The sequence below is a fragment of the Streptomyces sp. MUSC 14 genome (genome assembly GCF_001866675.1).
Taxonomy (GTDB): domain Bacteria; phylum Actinomycetota; class Actinomycetes; order Streptomycetales; family Streptomycetaceae; genus Streptomyces.
Genome location: NZ_MLYN01000021.1, coordinates 1 through 18,498, shown reverse-complemented (window position 1 = coordinate 18,498; position 18,498 = coordinate 1). Strand labels below are relative to the sequence as shown.

General features: G+C 72.4%; 16 protein-coding genes and 1 pseudogene. 13 read left to right on the top strand and 4 right to left on the bottom strand.

What is annotated here, in order from left to right; all coding sequences use genetic code 11:
- Window positions 1–39: 39 nt before the first annotated feature.
- Window positions 40–774: a hypothetical protein gene (locus BIV25_RS50960; RefSeq protein WP_071372360.1), complete on the top strand. Its 735-nt coding sequence runs from the start codon at window positions 40–42 to the stop codon at window positions 772–774.
- A 553-nt stretch (window positions 775–1,327) separates the two neighbouring features.
- Here BIV25_RS50960 and BIV25_RS12630 read toward each other — a convergent pair.
- Window positions 1,328–2,095 carry a hypothetical protein gene (locus BIV25_RS12630; RefSeq protein WP_071372359.1) on the bottom strand — a complete coding sequence of 256 codons (768 nt, stop codon included), beginning with the start codon at window positions 2,093–2,095 and terminating at the stop codon, window positions 1,328–1,330.
- A gap of 60 nt (window positions 2,096–2,155) precedes the next feature.
- Here BIV25_RS12630 and BIV25_RS12625 point away from each other — a divergent pair, with 60 nt between their 5' ends.
- From BIV25_RS12625 to BIV25_RS12570, 12 genes and pseudogenes are all read left to right on the top strand, one after another.
- The gene (locus tag BIV25_RS12625; RefSeq protein WP_071372358.1) at window positions 2,156–2,950 is read left to right on the top strand and encodes an adenosylcobinamide-GDP ribazoletransferase; all 795 of its coding nucleotides are present in this window, start codon (window positions 2,156–2,158) and stop codon (window positions 2,948–2,950) included.
- Between the two features lie 53 nt (window positions 2,951–3,003).
- Window positions 3,004–3,624 (top strand): RDD family protein, encoded by a 621-nt coding sequence (locus tag BIV25_RS12620; RefSeq protein ID WP_256255777.1) that lies wholly within the window; start codon window positions 3,004–3,006, stop codon window positions 3,622–3,624.
- A gap of 198 nt (window positions 3,625–3,822) precedes the next feature.
- Window positions 3,823–5,361 carry a leucyl aminopeptidase gene (locus BIV25_RS12615; protein ID WP_071372357.1) on the top strand — a complete coding sequence of 513 codons (1,539 nt, stop codon included), beginning with the start codon at window positions 3,823–3,825 and terminating at the stop codon, window positions 5,359–5,361.
- Between the two features lie 276 nt (window positions 5,362–5,637).
- Window positions 5,638–7,026: a dihydrolipoyl dehydrogenase gene (gene lpdA / locus BIV25_RS12610; protein WP_071372356.1), complete on the top strand. Its 1,389-nt coding sequence runs from the start codon at window positions 5,638–5,640 to the stop codon at window positions 7,024–7,026.
- Between the two features lie 62 nt (window positions 7,027–7,088).
- Window positions 7,089–8,879, top strand: a complete 1,791-nt coding sequence (gene sucB, locus BIV25_RS12605; protein WP_071372355.1) for a 2-oxoglutarate dehydrogenase, E2 component, dihydrolipoamide succinyltransferase — start codon at window positions 7,089–7,091, stop codon at window positions 8,877–8,879.
- A gap of 223 nt (window positions 8,880–9,102) precedes the next feature.
- Entirely contained in the window at window positions 9,103–9,726 is a 624-nt protein-coding gene (locus BIV25_RS12600) for a GntR family transcriptional regulator (protein ID WP_071372354.1), read from the top strand.
- A 271-nt stretch (window positions 9,727–9,997) separates the two neighbouring features.
- Window positions 9,998–12,700, top strand: a complete 2,703-nt coding sequence (aceE, locus tag BIV25_RS12595; protein ID WP_071372353.1) for a pyruvate dehydrogenase (acetyl-transferring), homodimeric type — start codon at window positions 9,998–10,000, stop codon at window positions 12,698–12,700.
- A 76-nt stretch (window positions 12,701–12,776) separates the two neighbouring features.
- Window positions 12,777–13,343: pseudogene (locus BIV25_RS52665) on the top strand (helix-turn-helix transcriptional regulator); the annotation flags it as partial.
- Window positions 13,323–14,183, top strand: coding sequence for a WYL domain-containing protein (locus tag BIV25_RS54330; protein WP_371273016.1), 861 nt, complete (start codon window positions 13,323–13,325; stop codon window positions 14,181–14,183). The pseudogene BIV25_RS52665 and the gene BIV25_RS54330, both read left to right, overlap by 21 nt.
- 65 nt (window positions 14,184–14,248) lie before the next feature.
- Window positions 14,249–14,767: a DUF4240 domain-containing protein gene (locus BIV25_RS12580; protein WP_071372352.1), complete on the top strand. Its 519-nt coding sequence runs from the start codon at window positions 14,249–14,251 to the stop codon at window positions 14,765–14,767.
- Window positions 14,768–15,080: 313 nt separating this feature from the next.
- Complete coding sequence (locus tag BIV25_RS12575; RefSeq protein ID WP_071372351.1) at window positions 15,081–15,932, top strand: helix-turn-helix transcriptional regulator; 852 nt, start codon at window positions 15,081–15,083, stop codon at window positions 15,930–15,932.
- A 48-nt stretch (window positions 15,933–15,980) separates the two neighbouring features.
- Window positions 15,981–16,682, top strand: a complete 702-nt coding sequence (locus tag BIV25_RS12570; RefSeq protein WP_071372350.1) for a hypothetical protein — start codon at window positions 15,981–15,983, stop codon at window positions 16,680–16,682.
- Here BIV25_RS12570 and BIV25_RS12565 read toward each other — a convergent pair.
- The 3 genes from BIV25_RS12565 to BIV25_RS12560 form a co-directional block, all read right to left on the bottom strand.
- Window positions 16,624–16,917: a hypothetical protein gene (locus tag BIV25_RS12565; RefSeq protein ID WP_071372349.1), complete on the bottom strand. Its 294-nt coding sequence runs from the start codon at window positions 16,915–16,917 to the stop codon at window positions 16,624–16,626. The genes BIV25_RS12570 and BIV25_RS12565 overlap by 59 nt on opposite strands.
- 151 nt (window positions 16,918–17,068) lie before the next feature.
- Complete coding sequence (locus BIV25_RS54325; protein WP_079176596.1) at window positions 17,069–17,293, bottom strand: DUF397 domain-containing protein; 225 nt, start codon at window positions 17,291–17,293, stop codon at window positions 17,069–17,071.
- 310 nt (window positions 17,294–17,603) lie between these two features.
- Window positions 17,604–18,464, bottom strand: a complete 861-nt coding sequence (locus tag BIV25_RS12560) for a peptidoglycan recognition protein (RefSeq protein WP_107486084.1) — start codon at window positions 18,462–18,464, stop codon at window positions 17,604–17,606.
- Window positions 18,465–18,498: the final 34 nt, after the last annotated feature.

Below are 18,498 nucleotides of genomic sequence, written 5' to 3'. Positions count from 1 at the left end.
TACGGGGACGCCGGGGACGCCGGGGATGAGGAACACCTGATGAGCACGTTCGCCGGCTGGGCCCGCGAGGAGTGGGGGCTGCTGTGCGTCACTCTGCGCGAAGCCGTGCTGAAGCGGCGCCTGCGGGCGATCCCGATGACGCTGACGGCGGTGGGCCTGACGGCCCTGCTCCAGTGGGTGCAGAACCAGCAGTGGGGCTATCAGCTCGTGCAGAACATGGGCGCCGTACGGGCCGAGGACCCCCTGTGGCTGGCCCTGCTGCGCACCCCGCTCTCGCTCTTCGTGCCCGCGCTGGACCTGCCGGTGTGGGGCGCGCTCGCGCAGATCCTGCTGGTGTTCGGGATCGCCGAGGTCTGCATCGGCTGGTGGCGGACACTGACCATCGCGTACGTCGCCACGCTCGCCGGGACCCTGTACGCGCGCGTGGGCATCTCCCTCGGCACGCACGCCCCGTTCGGGCTGCCCTGGACGGACGCGGAGGTGGTGGACACCGGCCCGTCGGCGGCCGTGGTGGGCCTCGCCGTGTACGTGGCCTGGCGGTACGGCGCGTACGCGACGGCGGGCGCGGTGACCGTCGCCATGGTGGCCGAGGTGCTCGTCAAGGAGAACCTCGCGGGCAAGGAGCACCTGGCCGCGCTGATGGCCGTCGGCACCCTGTGCCTGATGGTGGCGGTCCACCACCGCTTCGGCCGCGAACTGCACCACACCTACACCCACCGCATGCGCCGCGGCCAACGCCGCCCGGGATCCGGCTTGCCGCCGATCAAATCCTGAAAGGCCGCCCGGGAACCGGCCCAGCGGCGGCGGCCGCGGCGGTAGGCACGTAAGCGGATGCGCCGGGGGGACGATGCCCCCCCAGAAGCGGCGGCGTCAGCGACGACCCGGCAGCCGCACCGGACGCGGATCCGGCTTGCCGCCGATCAAGTCCTGGAAGGCAGGCCGGGAACCGGCGAGCAGCGGTCGTGGTGGTAGGCACGCAGGCGGATGCGCCGGGGGGACGGTGACCGCCGGACGCGGGGCAGGCCCGAAACGCCCGCCGGGCACCGGCCCACCGAGGCACGGCCACGGCAGCCGCGCAGCCGCCGCCCACGACACCCTCAACCACGACCACCCGGCAACCGCACCGGACGCGGATCCGGCCTGCCGCCGATCAAGTCCTGGAAGGCACGCCGGGGGCCGGCCAGCAGCGGTCGTGGTGGTAGGCACGCAGGCGGATGCGCCGGGGGGACGGTGACCGCCGGACGCGGGGCAGGCCCGAAACGCCCGCCGGGCACCGGCCCACCGAGGCACGGCCACGGCAGCCGCGCAGCCGCCGCCCACGACACCCTCAACCACGACCACCCGGCAACCGCACCGGACGCGGATCCGGCCTGCCGCCGATCAAGTCCTGGAAGGCACGCCGGGGGCCGGCCCAGCGGCGGTCGTGGTGGTAGGCGCGCAGGGTCGCTCGGGCACGGGTGCGGGGGCGGCGGACGTAGAAGCGGCGGGCCCAGGGGGAGCCGGGGCGGGCCAGTCGGACGGCGCCCACGAGCGCGACCAGCGGCACGATCACGCCGAAGACCGCGGTGCGGGCCTTGCCCTTGCTCAGCGCGATGAGCGAGAGGAGGAAGTTCCCGGCGATGCTGGCGGCGACCGTGCCCCGGCTCTGGAGTTCCTGCTGGGACAGGTCGTTGACGCCGAACGGGGAGAACCCGGCGAGCAGCAGCCCGACGAGCGCCGCGGTGAGGACGACGGCCTCGACGCTCTTGCGGCCCTCCTCGCTCCAGTACACGTCGTCCAGGTGCAGGATCAGCGCGAACTCGTCCAGGACCAGCCCGGCACCCATGCCGAAGAGCACCGCGGAGCCCGCTCCCGCGACACCGTGCCGGTCGCTGGCGACGGCGCCGAAGCCGCCGACGACGGTGAGGACGACCCCGGGCACGACATGGTGGATGTGCAGCCCGCCCGCCCTGACGTTGCCGAACGGCCCCTTGCCGGCCCGGATCAGGCGGGTGATCACCCGGGTGACCAGGAAAGTCAGCACGAAGGCCGTGAGGGCGAGCAGCAGCGGGAGTTTGCCCGGTTCGAGGATGTTCCGCTCCCACCAGTGCCCCATGTGCGCACTTTATCCCTGACGCCCCTGGGGAGCCCGGCGGCCGCCGGATACCCTGCGCCGATGCCCACGACCTCGTCACCCTCGCCCCTCGACGGCCTCCGTTTCGCCTTCGGCACCCTCACCGTGCTGCCCGTCCGGGTGCACCGCTGGGACCGTGGGGCCGCGCGCGGCGGCATGCTGGCCGCGCCGGCGGCCGGGCTGGTCGTCGGCGCGGCGGCGGCCGGCCTCGGCCTGCTGCTGCTTGCCCTCGGCGCCGGCCCGCTGCTCGCCGCCGTCGGCTCCGCCGCCGTTCCGGCGGCGCTCACCCGCGGCCTGCACCTCGACGGCCTCGCGGACACGGCGGACGGGCTGGGCAGCGGCAAGCCCGCGGACGACGCCCTGCGGATCATGAAGCAGTCGGACATCGGCCCCTTCGGCGTCATCACCCTGGTCCTCACCCTGCTGGCCCAGGTCGCCGTGCTGGCCCAGCTCTACGGCGACTCCTGGGGCCGGGGCGCGGCGGCCGCCCTGACCTGCGCGGTGGCCGCCCGCCTCGCCCTCACCCTGGCCGCCCGCACCGGCGTACCGGCGGCCCGTCCGGAGGGACTCGGCGCGGCGGTCGCCGAAGTGGTGCCGGTAGGGGGCGCGCTGGCGGCCGCGGCGCTGTGCACGCTCGCGGCGGCGGCCGGGGGCGCGCCGTTCGGGACGTACGGCACCGTCCGCGCGGCGGCCGCCGTGCTGCTGGCCCTGGCCGCGGCCGAACTGCTGCTGCGGCGCTGCGTACGGCGGTTCGGCGGGGTGACGGGGGACGTCTTCGGGGCACTGGAGGAGACGGCGGCCACGGCGGCGCTGGTGGTACTGGCTCTCGGCCACTGAGCGCTAAGCTCTCCGCCCGTACACGGACAAGTGAGCACGATCGGGGGATCTCCGTGTTGAAGCTGCGCCGCGGCATGGCCTGGTTCATAGATTTCGCACTCGTGACGGGCGCGGCCGTGCTGCTGGCCGTCCTCACCTTCCACCGCATCACCGCCCTCGTCACCGACGTCCCGTCCCTGGCCACGAAGGGCGGCCTCGACCTCGTGACCTCGCGCGGCGACGTCGTCGGTGCCTCCGAGCACCTCGGACTGTCCCTGTGGAACTCGGTGGTGCTGGACGTGGAGGAGGCCTTCGGAGCACTCGTGCTCGTCACGTTCCTGTACCAGTGGGCCTGTCTGCGGCTGCTCGGCCGCACCCTCGGCAAGGGCCTGCTCGGCCTGCAGGTCACCCCGCAGCGGTCCCGCCACACCCTGCGCCGCGCGGCCGTCACCACCGCCGCCGACGTCGCCGTGTTCGCGCTGGCCTGCGTGCTGCTGATCGAGGGCCACTTCCTGCTGTCGTTGCTGGTCTGGGCGGCCGCCGTGGTGTTGTTCCTGGTCAACGCGGTGCCGGTGTTCCTCCCCGGCCGCCGTTCGCTGGCCGACCGACTGGCCGGCACCTCCGTCGAGGGGACCTTCCGGCGGGCCGGTGCCGATGCGCCGGGCGGCGTGCCCGAGGGCGGGACATGGCCGTGACATCACAGTCCGGTGAATACCCGGGGGAATGAGTGGACGCCCGCACGCGCGTAGTCTCGTTGCGGGTGTTCGCCGACACGGTGAAGGCCCCGGTTGCCACCTGTCCTCAGGCCTGGACCTAGGGTCGGCTCTCGGGCCCGGTCGACCCACCCCGCATCGGCCACAGCAACTTCACATCGGAAGCGAGAATTCACCACCGTGACTGCTCTGACTCTCAGCACCTCCGCGGCGCCCGGCCTCCGGGCCGACGCGATCGTGATCGGTGTCGCCAAGGGAACCAAGGGCCCCGTCGTGGCGCCGGGCGCCGAGGCCGTGGACAAGGCGTACGACGGCAAGCTGGCCGGCGTCCTGGAGACCCTCGGCGCCTCGGGTGCCGAGGGTGAGCTGACCAAGCTGCCCGCTCCGGCGGACTTCAAGGCCCCGCTCGTGGTGGCGGTGGGTCTGGGCGCCGAGTCCGACGCCAAGGACGAGACGGACGGCTTCGGCGCCGACGCGCTGCGCAAGGCGGCCGGCGTGGCCGCCCGGGCGCTCGCCGGTGCCAAGAAGGCCGCGTTCGCGCTGCCCGTCGACGGCCCGGGCGCCGTCGGCGCGATCGCCGAGGGCGTGCTGCTCGGCGCGTACGCCTTCGACGCCTACAAGGAGGCGGCGAACGGCGCCGCCAAGGGCAAGAACGGCAAGGCGCCGCTCGCCGAGGCCGCTCTGCTCGGCGGCAAGCCGCGCGACGCCGCCCACAAGAGCGCCGTCGCCCGCGCCGTCGCGGTCTCCGAGGAGCTGAACCGCGCCCGCGACCTGATCAACACCCCGCCGAACGACCTGACGCCTGCCATCTTCGCGGACATCGCGCAGACCGCGGCCAAGGAGCACGGCCTCAAGGTGCAGGTGCTCGACGACAAGGCGCTGGTCAAGGGCGGTTACGGCGGCATCCTCGGCGTCGGCGGCGGCTCGGCCGCGACCCCGCGCCTGGTGAAGCTGACGTACAAGCACCCGAAGGCGGACAAGCACCTGGCCTTCGTCGGCAAGGGCATCACCTACGACTCGGGCGGCATCTCGCTGAAGCCGGCCGGCCACAACGAGACCATGAAGTGCGACATGAGCGGTGCCGCCGCCGTGTTCGCCGCGGTCGTCGCCGCCGCGCGCCTCGGCCTGGAGGTCAACGTCACCGGCTGGCTCGCGCTGGCCGAGAACATGCCCTCCGGCTCCGCGGTGCGCCCGGGTGACGTGCTGCGCATGTTCAGCGGCAAGACGGTGGAGGTGCTCAACACCGACGCCGAGGGCCGGCTGGTGCTCGCCGACGCGCTGTGGGCGGCCTCGCTGGAGAAGCCGGACGCGATCGTGGACGTCGCGACCCTCACCGGCGCGATGATGCTGGCGCTGGGCAGCCGCACCTTCGGTGTCATGGCCAACGACGACGCGTTCCGCTCCGCGCTGCACGAGGCGGCCGAGGAGGTCGGCGAGCCGGCCTGGCCGATGCCGCTGCCGGAGCACCTGCGCAAGGGCATGGAGTCCCAGGTCGCCGACATCGCGAACATGGGCGAGCGGATGGGCGGCGGCCTGGTCGCCGGTCTGTTCCTGCGCGAGTTCGTGGGCGAGGGCATCACCTGGGCGCACCTCGACATCGCCGGCCCGGCGTTCAACGAGGGCGGGGCGTTCGGGTACACGCCGAAGGGTGGTACGGGGTCGGCGGTGCGGACGCTGGTCCGGCTGGCGGAGCAGACCGCCTCCGGCGACTTGGGCTGATTCGGGGCTCACTGTCGTATCGCCGTTCCGCCGCGTGGGGGCTGGTCGCGCCCGCGCGGCGGAGCCGCATATCAAATACAGCCCCGCGCCCCTTCGGGCGCTCTAGTGGGGCGTCTCACACCCCGGCCCGGCGTCTCGTACGCCTCGAACAAGTGCAAAGATGGAGCCCGGCAGGACAGGGCCCCACCGAAGGGCCGAAGCATCAAGCGGCCGGACACCAGCCGCCCGTCGGTCACTGGAGATCGGCGCAAGGCGCACATGCATGGAGGACGTGACGTGGCGAACGACGCCAGCACCGTTTTCGACCTAGTGATCCTCGGCGGTGGTAGCGGTGGTTACGCCGCGGCCCTGCGCGGGGCGCAGCTGGGCCTGGACGTCGCCCTGATCGAGAAGGACAAGGTCGGCGGCACCTGCCTGCACCGGGGTTGCATCCCCACCAAGGCCCTGCTCCACGCGGGCGAGATCGCCGACCAGGCCCGCGAGAGCGAGCAGTTCGGCGTCAAGGCCACCTTCGAGGGCATCGACGTCCCGGCCGTCCACAAGTACAAGGACGGCGTCATCGCGGGCCTGTACAAGGGCCTGCAGGGTCTGATCGCCTCCCGCAAGGTGACCTACATCGAGGGTGAGGGCCGGCTGTCCTCCCCCACCTCCGTCGACGTGAACGGCCAGCGCGTCCAGGGCCGCCACGTCCTGCTGGCGACCGGCTCCGTGCCGAAGTCGCTGCCGGGCCTGGAGATCGACGGCAACCGCATCATCTCCTCCGACCACGCCCTCGTCCTGGACCGCGTGCCGAAGTCCGCGATCATCCTGGGCGGCGGTGTCATCGGCGTCGAGTTCGCCTCGGCGTGGAAGTCCTTCGGTGCCGACGTCACGGTCATCGAGGGCCTGAAGCACCTCGTCCCGGTCGAGGACGAGAACTCTTCGAAGCTTCTTGAGCGCGCGTTCCGCAAGCGCGGCATCAAGTTCAACCTCGGCACCTTCTTCCAGAAGGCCGAGTACACGCAGGACGGCGTGAAGGTCACCCTCGCCGACGGCAAGGAGTTCGAGGCCGAGGTCCTCCTCGTCGCCGTCGGCCGTGGCCCGGTCTCCCAGGGCCTGGGCTACGAGGAGCAGGGCGTCGCCATGGACCGCGGCTACGTCCTGGTCGACGAGTACATGCGGACGAACGTCCCGACCATCTCCGCCGTCGGTGACCTGGTCCCGACGCTCCAGCTCGCGCACGTCGGCTTCGCCGAGGGCATCCTGGTGGCGGAGCGTCTGGCCGGTCTGAAGGTCGTTCCGATCGACTACGACGGTGTCCCGCGGGTGACGTACTGCCACCCGGAGGTCGCCTCCGTCGGTATCACCGAGGCCAAGGCCAAGGAGATCTACGGCGCGGACAAGGTCGTCGCTCTGAAGTACAACCTGGCGGGCAACGGCAAGAGCAAGATCCTCAACACCGCGGGCGAGATCAAGCTCGTCCAGGTGAAGGACGGTGCCGTGGTCGGCGTCCACATGGTCGGCGACCGCATGGGCGAGCAGGTCGGCGAGGCCCAGCTGATCTACAACTGGGAGGCGCTGCCGGCCGAGGTCGCCCAGCTCATCCACGCCCACCCGACGCAGAACGAGGCGATGGGCGAGGCGCACCTGGCGCTGGCCGGCAAGCCGCTGCACTCCCACGACTGAGCCTTCGGTCAACGGGCGCGACGACACAGACTTCCGCAATTTCGTAAGGAGCAACCGAAACCATGGCGGTTTCCGTAACCCTTCCGGCGCTCGGTGAGAGCGTCACCGAGGGCACTGTCACCCGCTGGCTGAAGGCCGAGGGCGAGCGCGTCGAGGCCGACGAGCCGCTGCTGGAGGTGTCGACCGACAAGGTCGACACCGAGATCCCCTCGCCCGTCTCCGGTGTGCTGTCCTCCATCAAGGTCGCCGAGGACGAGACGGTCGAGGTCGGCGCCGAGCTGGCCATCATCGACGACGGCACGGGCGCGCCCGCTGCCGCTCCGGCCCCGGCCGCCGAGCCTGCCCCGGCCCCGGTCGCCGAGGCCCCCGCGGCTCCGGCTGCCCCGGCCGCCCCCGCCGCTGCCCCGGCCGCCGCCGGCGCCACCGGCACGGACGTGGTCCTCCCCGCCCTCGGTGAGTCCGTCACCGAGGGCACCGTCACCCGCTGGCTGAAGCAGGTCGGCGAGGAGGTCGCGGAGGACGAGCCCCTGCTCGAGGTCTCCACCGACAAGGTCGACACCGAGATCCCGGCGCCTGTCGCCGGTGTCCTGCTGGAGATCGTGGTCGGCGAGGACGAGACCGCCGAGGTCGGCGCCAAGCTCGCCGTCATCGGCGCCCCGGGTGCCCCCGGTGCAAGCACCGGCTCCACTGGAGCGGCTGTCGCCGCGCCCCCTGCTGCCGCCCCGGCCCCCGCCGCCGCTGCCCCGGCCGCTCCGGCTGCCCCGGCTCCGGTCGCCCCCGCGCCCGCCGCTCCGGCTCCGGCGCCCGCCCCGGTCGCCGCTGCCCCGGCCGCTCCGGTGGCCCCGGCCGCTCCGGCTCCGGTCGCCCCGGCCCCCGCCGCTCCCGCTCCGGCCGCCGCCCAGGCGACGGACGAGGGCGCGTACGTCACCCCGCTGGTGCGCAAGCTCGCCGCCGAGAACGGCGTCGACCTGGGCGCCGTCAAGGGCACCGGCGTCGGCGGCCGTATCCGCAAGCAGGACGTCATCGCCGCCGCCGAGGCCGCGAAGGCCGCCGCTGCCCCGGCCCCCGTGGCCGCAGCTGTGACTGCCGGAGGCCCTGCCGCCAAGAAGGCCCCGGCGCTGGAGGTCTCCCCCCTGCGCGGCCAGACCGTCAAGATGACCCGCATCCGCAAGGTCATCGGCGACAACATGGTCAAGGCGCTGCACGAGCAGGCCCAGCTGTCCTCCGTCGTCGAGGTCGACGTGACCCGCCTGATGCGTCTGCGCAACCAGGCCAAGGACTCGTTCGCGGCCCGCGAGGGCGTCAAGCTCTCCCCGATGCCGTTCTTCGTCAAGGCCGCCGCCCAGGCGCTGAAGGCCCACCCGGTCATCAACGCCCGGATCAACGAGGCCGAGGGCACCATCACCTACTTCGACACCGAGAACATCGGTATCGCGGTGGACTCCGAGAAGGGCCTGATGACCCCGGTCATCAAGGGTGCCGGTGACCTCAACATCGCCGGTATCTCCAAGGCCACGGCCGACCTGGCCGGCAAGGTGCGCGCCAACAAGATCACCCCGGACGAGCTGTCCGGCGCGACCTTCACCATCTCCAACACCGGCTCGCGCGGCGCGCTGTTCGACACGATCATCGTGCCGCCGAACCAGGTCGCGATCCTCGGCATCGGTGCCACGGTCAAGCGTCCGGCCGTCATCGAGACCGAGGAGGGTACGGTCATCGGCGTCCGCGACATGACCTACCTGACCCTCTCCTACGACCACCGTCTGGTCGACGGCGCCGACGCGGCCCGCTACCTGACGGCCGTCAAGGCGATCCTGGAGGCGGGCGAGTTCGAGGTCGAGCTCGGGCTGTAAAGGGCCGAGGATCTCAACGAAGTCGATCTAGGTCTCTGGCTTTCCTGACCTGATCAGGCAGTACGGCACCCCGTCCGGAACCCTTCCGGACGGGGTGTTCGTGTTTGTCGGCACACGGTACGTGTAAGCCTCGTCTCACCTGCGCAAAAGCACCCCCACACGTCCAGCCCGCGGAGCGAACCCGCCGTATTGTCTAAACGTCAGCCCTCCCTAAGGAGCCTCCATGACCGCGCCCGTCGTCCACTCGCTGCGCGAACAGATCCGCGAGCACATCGTGGAGGGAATCGTGAGCGGGCGCTGGCAGCCGGGCGAGCGCATCGTGGAGCGGCGGATCGCGACCGAGCTGGAGGTGAGCCAGACCCCGGTCCGCGAGGCCCTGCGCGAGCTGGAGTCGCTGCGGCTGATCGAGTCGGCGCCGAACAAGGGCGTCCGGGTGCGCAATCTGACCGCGGCCGACCTGGAGGAGAGCTACCCGGTCCGGGCCGGGCTGGAGGCCATCGCCGCGGAGCTGGCGGCCGACCGCCTCGCCGAGGACTGCTCGGCCCTGGAGCCGCACGTCCTGGCCCTGTACGAGGCCGACCGCGACGCCGACGGCACCGCCCAGGTCCGCCACACGGTCGGCTTCCACCGCGAGCTGGTCCGCGCGGCGGACAACTCGGTGCTGCTGCACACCTGGGAGGGCCTCGGTATCGAGGTCTTCACGGCGCTGTCCATCCGCTGGCTGGGCACGGTCCAGCAGTCGTACGCGGAGGAGCACGAGGAGCTGGTGCAGGCCTTCAAGCGCCGGGATCCGCGGATCGCGGAGCTGGTGAAGGCCCACGTCCTCGGCTGCGCCCCGCGCGCCTGATTCAGTCGAGCAAGCCCTCGCTCATACGCCGCCCCACCTGCGAAAACAAGGCGAATCAGCGTCACCCGGTGCCACCACCCAGGGCACCGGGTGCCGACTTTCTTCCCATCGAGAAGTTTTGCCCCTCAACCCTTTGATCGATCATCGATCAAGGAGTTATGGTCTTCGACGGACTTCCACCGAAGTCCTCGCCCTGTCCTGCCAAAGACCAAGGGCACCCCCGAACCCTTTACCGATGAGGGAACCCCCTTCGACTGAGGAAGGCGGCGACATGACCGACCCCAACGCCATCCAGCCGAGCGCGCTCGACCAGCTCCCGGACCGCGACCCGGAGGAGACCGCCGAATGGCAGGCCTCTCTGGACGCCGTCGCCCAGCAGGCCGGGCCGCACCGTGCCGCGTACCTGATGCGCCGGACGCTGGAGCGTGCCGAGGCGGGCGGCATCGCGCTGCCGAAGCTTCTCGAGACGGACTACGTCAACACCATCCCCACCTCCGCGGAGCCGGGCCTGCCCGGTGACCCGGAGATGGAGGCCCGGATCACCGCCTGGAACCGCTGGAACGCGGCCGCCATGGTGACCCGCGGCTCGAAGCACGGTGTGGGCGGCCACATCGCCACCTTCGCGTCGGCCGCGTGGCTGTACGAGACCGGCTTCAACCACTTCTTCAAGGGCAAGGAGGGCGACGGTTCCGGCGACCAGCTGTACATCCAGGGCCACGCCTCCCCCGGCATCTACGCCCGCGCCTTCCTCGACGGCCGCCTGACCGAGGCGCACCTCGACAACTTCCGCCAGGAGGCCGGCGGCAACGGCCTGCCGTCGTACCCGCACCCGCGCCGGCTGCCCTGGCTGTGGGAGTTCCCGACGGTGTCGATGGGCCTCGGCCCGCTCTCCGCGATCTACCAGGCGCGCTTCAACCGCTACCTGACCAACCGCGGCATCAAGGACGTCTCCGCCTCGCACGTGTGGGCGTTCCTCGGCGACGGCGAGATGGACGAGCCGGAGTCGACGGCCGCACTCGCGCTCGCCTCCCGCGAGGGCCTGGACAACCTGACCTTCGTCATCAACTGCAACCTGCAGCGCCTCGACGGCCCGGTCCGCGCCAACTTCAAGATCGTGCAGGAGCTGGAGGCCCAGTTCCGCGGCGCCGGCTGGAACGTCGTCAAGACGCTCTGGGGTTCCGCCTGGGACGAGCTGTTCGCCCTCGACACGACGGGCGCGCTGGTACGCCGCCTGCGCGAGGTACCGGACGCGCAGGTCCAGACGTACCAGACCCGCGACGCCGCCTACATCCGCCAGGACTTCTTCGGCACGGACCCCGCGCTCGCCGAGCTGGCGAAGCTGCTGAGCGACGACAAGATCCTGGAGTGCTTCCACCTCTCGCGCGGCGGTCACGAGGCGCGCAAGGTCTACGCCGCGTACAAGGCCGCCGTCGAGCACAAGGGCGCGCCGACCGTGATCCTGGCCCAGACGGTCAAGGGCCACACCCTGGGCGACGGCTTCGCGTCGAAGAACGCCAACCACCAGATGAAGAAGCTGACGGTGGACGAGTTCAAGACGATGCGCGATCTCCTTGAACTGCCCATCTCCGACAGCCAGTTCACCGACGGCGTGGTCCCCTACGGCCACCCGGGCGCCGACTCCCCCGAGGTCCGCTACCTCCAGGAGCGCCGCGCGGCCCTCGGCGGCCCGGCCCCCGCCCGCCGCACGCACGCCCTCGCCCCGCTGCCCGCCCCCGCCGAGAAGGCCTTCGCCTCCTTCGACAAGGGCTCCGGCTCGCAGAACGTGGCCACCACCATGGCCTTCGTCCGCCTGGTCAAGGATCTGGTCCGCGACAAGGAGACGGGCAAGCGCTGGGTGCCGATCGTCCCCGACGAGGCGCGCACCTTCGGCATGGAGTCCCTGTTCCCCTCGCTGGGCATCTACTCCCCCAAGGGCCAGACGTACGAGCCGGTCGACCGCGACCAGCTGATGTACTACAAGGAGGCCAAGAACGGCCAGATCCTCAACGAGGGGATCACCGAGGCCGGTTCGATGGCCGACTTCATCGCCGCTTCGTCGTCGTACGCGACGCACGGCGAGGCGATGATCCCCTTCTACATCTTCTACTCGATGTTCGGCTGGCAGCGCACGGCCGACCAGATGTGGCAGCTCGGCGACCAGCTCGGCCGCGGCTTCCTCGTGGGCGCCACGGCGGGCCGTACGACCCTGACGGGCGAGGGCCTGCAGCACGCCGACGGCCACTCCCCGGTGATCGCGGCGACGAACCCCGCCGCCCTCTCCTACGACCCGGCCTTCGCCTACGAGATCGCGGTGATCGTCCGCGAGGGTCTGCGCCGGATGTACGGCGAGGCCAAGCCGGGCGAGGACCAGAACGTCTTCTACTACCTGACGGTCTACAACGAGCCGCTGCCGCAGCCCGCGAAGCCGCAGGGCCTCGGCATCGACGAGGGCATCGTCAAGGGTCTGTACCGCTTCAACACCGCGGAGTCCGCGGGCCTGTCCCCGGCCGCCAACGCCGCGCGCATCCAGCTGCTGGGCTCGGGTACGGCGATCCACTGGGCCCTCGACGCGCAGAAGCTGCTCGCCGAGGAGTGGGGTGTCGCGGCCGACGTCTGGTCCGCGACCTCCTGGACGGAGCTGCGCCGGGACGCCATGGAGGCCGACGCGGCCCTCCTGCGCGGCGAGGAGCGCGTGCCCTACGTCCGCCAGGCGCTGCAGGGCGCCGAGGGCCCGGTGCTGGCCGTCTCCGACTACATGCGCCAGGTCCCGGACCAGATCGCGCAGTGGGTGGAGCAGGACTACTCCTCGCTGGGCGCCGACGGCTTCGGCCTGTCGGACACCCGCGACGCGGCCCGCCGCCACTTCGGCGTCGACGCCAAGTCGATCGTCGTCGCGGCCCTGGCCCAGCTCGCCCGGCGCGGCGAGGTCAAGGCCACGGCGGTCAAGGAGGCCCGGGAGAAGTACGGGCTGTAAGAACGGGCCGTAAGAGCCTTCCGACGAGGCCCCCGCCGCGGACACCGCGGCGGGGGCCTCGTTGCATGATGGCCGTATGCGCGCCGCCCGGCTCATCAAGATGGTGCTCCTCCTCCAGTCCCGGCCCGTCATGACCGCGGCCGAGCTGGCGCGGGAGCTGGAGGTGTCGGAGCGGACGGTCACCCGGGACGCGCAGGCGCTGTCGGAGGCAGGGGTGCCGGTGTACGCCGACCGGGGGCGGGCCGGCGGCTACCGCCTGGTCGGCGGGTACCGTACACGGCTGACCGGGCTGGCCCGGAGCGAGGCCGAGGCACTGTTCCTGAGCGGGGTGCCGGGGGCGCTGCGGGAGATGGGCCTGGAGGACGCCGCCTCCGCCGCCCGGCTGAAGGTGTCGGCCGCCCTGCTGCCCTCGCTGCGAGACGCCCCGGACAGCGCGGCCCAGCGCTTTCACCTGGACGCGCCGGCCTGGTTCCGCGAGCCGCGGACACCCGCGCTGCTGCCGGTGGTGGCCGAGGCGGTGTGGTCCGACCGCCGCATCCGCGCGCTCTACCGGCGCGCGGACATCACGGTCGACCGACAACTGGAGCCCTACGGACTCGTACTGAAAGCCGGGGTCTGGTACCTGTGCGCCCGCATCACCGACGCCGAAACGGGCCCCGGAGCCGCGACCACCACGGGAACCGGGACCGGAGCAGGAACCGGAGCGGCAGCCGGGACCGGGACCGAGGCGGGAACGGCATCCGGGGCTGCCGCGAGAACCGGGACCGGAGCCGGGGGCAGAACTGGGGCCGGGGCCGGAGCTGCGGTCGGGATCGAGACCGGGACCGACGCGGGAGCGGCAGCCGGAGCTGACGCGAGAACCGAGACCGGAGCCGGGGGCAAAACCGGAGCCGGAGCCGGAGCCGGGGCCGGAGCCGGAGCCGGAGCCGGAGCCGGGGCCGGGGCCGGAGCCGGAGCCGGGGCCGGAGCTGCGGTCGGGATCGAGACCGGGACCGACGCGGGAGCGGCAGCCGGAGCTGACGCGAGAACCGAGACCGGAGCCGGAGTCGGAGCTGGGGCTGGGGCTGGGGGCTACCGGACGTATCGGCTCGATCGGTTCGGTGTTGTGGAGGTTCTGGCCGAGGGGTTCGTGCGGGACTCCGGGTTCGATCTGCCCGGGTACTGGGCCGGGCAGGCCGAGCGGTTCGCGCGTTCGATCCTGTGTGCCGAGGTCGTCGTACGGCTGTCCCCGGAGGGGGTGCGGCGGCTGCGGCACGCCGTCGATCCGGCGGCCGCGCGTGAGGCGCTCGGCGGCGGGGGCGAGCCGGACGGCGAGGGCTGGGTGACGGCGACGGTCCCGGTGGAGTCCGAGGAGGTGGCGTACGCGCAGCTGACGGCGCTCGGCGCGGAGGCCGAGGTGCTGGCACCGGCGCGTCTGCGGGAGCGGTTCGCGGCGGACGCCGCCCGGCTCGCCGCGCGGTACGGCCGCGGCGGTGCCGGATAACGATCCGCGTACTCCGGCGCACTCCGCGTGCGTCGCACGGGCCGAGGCCCGATGCTGGTGCCGTGATGGACGAGACGGAGTTCTGGGAGCTGATCGACGCCAGCCGCGAGGGCGCCGAGGGCGACGCCGAGGAGCAGGCCGACCTGCTCGTGGACCGGCTGCTCCAGCTGGAGCCGGACCTGGTGCTGGACTTCGCCCGTCACTTCGAGGCCCGCTACAACCGCGCCTACCGCTGGGATCTGTGGGGCGCCGCGTGGGTGCTGCTGGACGGGGCCAGCGACGACGCGTTCGACTTCTTCCGGTGCTGGCTGATCGGCCAGGGCCGGGAGGTCTTCGAGGGCGGGCTGCACGACCCGGACGCACTGGCCGACCTGCTGGGCGAGTTCGACGAGGAGATCGACGGCGACGGCGAGGAGCTGGGCTACGCCGCGGACGAGGCGTACGAGCAGCTGACCGGCACGGTCGCGCCCGAGCTGGGCATCGCCCCGGCGCCCGGCGAGCCCGAGGGCACGTCGATCGACTTCGAGAACGAAGCTGTCCTGGCGGAGCGTTACCCCAAACTCTGGGATCGTTTCAAGGGCTGATTCGTGCCCTGAATTCGACCGAAAACATTCCCTCCTGGCCCGTAGAAGATCTCCACGGCCCCACGATCCCCCCTGACCTGGGGCTTCAGCCGTTCCCTCCTTATCTTGCGCCCCACAGGACACACCGTCAGAAAGCGCGCGCACGGGGCGTGTTCCGTGTTCGGTGTGCGCCGGAGGTAGGCTGAGCGCAATCCACAGGGCAGCCAGGTAGCAGGCCGCCCGGAAGCAGGTTGCCACCTGGCAGACGCGCTCCGGGCCTTCTGCCGGCGGCGGCTCGAAGTCACCCTCGACAAAGAATCGGGACCGCGAGGAGATGACATCGATAGATCCGGCTCTGGAGCGCCGCAGGGTGCGGTTCGCCCTGCGCGCCTTCCGCAATGACGCGCGCATGAGCCAGCCCGAGGTGGCCGAGCACCTCGACTGGTCGCCCTCCAAGGTCATCCGGATCGAGGGCGGCTCCGTCGGGGTGTCCGTGACCGACCTGCGCGCCCTTCTCGATCTCTACGGCGTCACGGACGCCACCATCCGCCGTGACCTGGAGCAGGCCACCCGGGAGAGCCGGCGCCCGCCGTGGTGGCACCGGTTCCGGGACGTGGTGAGCCCGCCGTTCGCGGTGTTCCTCGGACTGGAGGGCGCGGCGAGCGAACTGTCCGCCTTCGACCCGACGCTCGTCCCCGGCCTCCTCCAGACCGAGGCGTACACCCGCGCGCTGCTGAGCAAGCTGCCGCCCGAGCGGACCGACGCGATCGTCCGGCTGCGGGCCGAGCGGCAGCGCCGGCTGCTGCGCGCGACGGCGACCGAACCCCGGCTGCGGTTCCTGCTCGACGAGGCGGCGCTGCGCCGTGCGGTCGGCGGGGCGGCCACGATGCGCGAGCAGCTGGCCCGCCTGAAGTCCGACGCCGCGCTGGCGCACGTGGAGCTGAGCGTCGTGCCCTTCACCCGGGGCGCGTACCCGGTGCTGCGCGAGGGTTCGATCGCGCTGACCTTCCAGAGCGGCGACGACGTGCTGTTCGTGGAGGGCCCGAACGGCGCGCTGACCACGCGTGACGACCAGACCGCGGTCGACGAGTTCCTGACGAGGTTCGAGGCGTCCCGCAAGGAGGCGGTCTCCGGGGACGAGGCGATCGCGTTCATCGACGAGGTGCTGGGCCAGTACCCGTCCTAGCAGTTCCGACCGGACTGGAGACAGCCGGGCAGAGATCGGAGAGGGCCCGTGGCGGGTGTGCTCACCTGGATACGGCAGTGGCGGGCGGGCAACGGCGCCCCCCGCCCCGGCACCCCTGTGCCGGACCCCGCTTCGCCCCCGGCCGGGCAGCCGCAGCCGGGGACCACCGGGCAGCCGGCACCCCGGGCCGACGACGCCGGCGACCGGGCGCAGGCCTCGGACCCGGGCGCCGCGGAGCCCGAACCGCCCTCGGCGGACCCGGAGCCGGCCGACCCGCCGGCGCCGCTCGTACCGACCGCGGTCATCCCCGCGGGCGCGGCCGTCGGCGGTGCCCCGGCCGGCCCCCGGCCCGGCATCGACATCCCCACGCCCCGGGAGATCCTGCCGGACCGGCCCTCCACGCCCGTCGACCTGCTGATGTACCTGCAGACCGCGGTCCTCGGCTCCACGGCCGCGCTGCGCAGGTTCGTCGTCGCCCTGCTGAGCCTCGTCCTGGTGTTCCTGCTGATGTACGCCGGTTCGCTGCTGGTCGTTGTCGTCATCCAGGCGCTGGTGCACTCGTTCGCGCCGCACTCCACTCCGTCGCTGGGCACGCTGGAGCGCAGCGGGTGGATCCTCGGCGGGACCGGCACGGCCGTCTTCGGCGGTCTGCGAATACGCCGGTGGTTCAGGAACCGGCCGCAGGACCCCGTCAGCCGCCCGGCCGGAACCACTCCGTCAGCTGCGGAAAGCGACGAGTCGCGGCCGTAGCCCCGCGGTCGAGCAGCACCCCGGCGACGACCGCCGTCAGCGCGCCGGACAGGGCCCACACCCAGGGGCGCAGCGCCCCCGTCACCGCGAGCGAGAGCAGGACGCCGATCAGCGTGGCCGCGCCGCCGGATATCACGAAGACGACGGCGATCAGCGGGAGCAGCGGCAGGAGCGCTCTGCCGCGGGGCCGGGTCGCGTGCGCGACCGCGAGCGGCGTCTTCGCGGATTCCCCCATCTCGCCCCCACGTAACTGATCATGCGGCTGATCACGTAGCCGAAATGGACTCTGGCCGTGCTGCGGATGTCGTCTCAGCGCTGGGCCCAATCGAACCACAGCCACCCCCCGTCGCCGCTCTCCACCCCGCCCCGTGGCCGGAAGTCGCTTGTCATCGAAGCTCCTTCGGCACCGTCGGCTCCATCCGGGTTCTACCGCATAACGCGCCCAGGAATGCCCGCCAGGCCGGCCCCGCGAAGGCGACGCCATGCGTGTCGGGGCGATGGGACTCACGTACACGAACTCCCCCGCCCGTCACGGCGACCTCCACACACTCGTACGGGTCGCAGGCACTGCTCCGGTGCCAGTCGAGCCCGAGCAGATCCCCCTCGCCCACCGCTGACTACCCCTCACCATGCGGTCGGAAAAGACCGGTCGGTGCAAGGCCGCCCATGCCTGGAAACCCCCGTATTTCCCGCTTTCGCCGGTCCGCACGCACCGTATCGCACACGTGCGGACGCCCGCAGGAGGACGGCGGGAGTGGCCAGTGCACGGCACGAACCGAACCGCCGGTCACACACTCCTGCCCCACTTTTGCCCTGAAAGGGTAGGCTCCCCAGGCCCGTTGCGCCAAGTTGCGAACAAGCCCGATCCGGGCCCGACTTCCCTGTCGTACAAGGGACTTGGGGAGCTCGCCTGCTCGACGCCTAAGGCGTTGCTCTGGACGCCGTACGGGCCGCGGTGGGTGTGTGAGGTGTGGCGGGCCGGTGGGACGGGGCGGGGACGTGCACCGGGGTCGAGGTGCGGGGCGGGATCGGCGGGGCGACGGGGCGGCCCTGGAGGCGGGCGGCCTGCCGGCGGATCTCGGGGAGGCGGGCGCTGAGCGCGGCGCCGGGGCAGCTGGTCATGTAGCCGGCGTCGTGGCCGGCCAGGACGGGCAGGGTGGCGGTGGTGCCGGCCCGGTAGCGGCTGTGGTCGCTGCTGGAGAGCAGCCGGATGGTGGCGCGCGGGTCGATCCCGGCGAGACCGAGCTTCCAGGCGGCCAGGGCGGCGATCGCGTCGGTCATGGCGCGGGGCACCGGGACGCCGGCGGTGAAGGTGCCGAGGGCGGCGATGCCGGCGGTGCGGTGGTTGAAGCCCAGGGTGTGCGCGCCGGTGACGGGCCGGTCGACGCCTCCGGCGCGGCCCTCGTAGATGGTGCCGCAGCGGTCGACGACGAAGTTGTAGCCGAGGTCGTCCCACTTGCGGTCGCCGCGCTGGCCGGCGTACAGGTGCCGGATGATGGCGGGCGCGTCCGCGCAGTCGTAGTTGCTCGGCGAGTCGGTGTGGTGCAGGAAGACGGCGACCACCTTGTCGTCGTAACGCGGGGGCGGCTGATGGCCGGCTTCGGGGCCCAGCCAGGCGGAGCGCGGCACGATGGCCGGCCGGGCGGCGCGGTACGTGGTCATGGCCGGCCCCGCGCCGTGCCGGTCGGTCCGCACGGTGGCGGGGCCGTCGACCCCGCGGACGAACAGCACGAGCGCCAGCAGGGCGCAGACGCCGGGCAGACACCCGATCAACACCAGCACCGGACCGGAGACCCGCCCGCCCGGCCCCCACCGC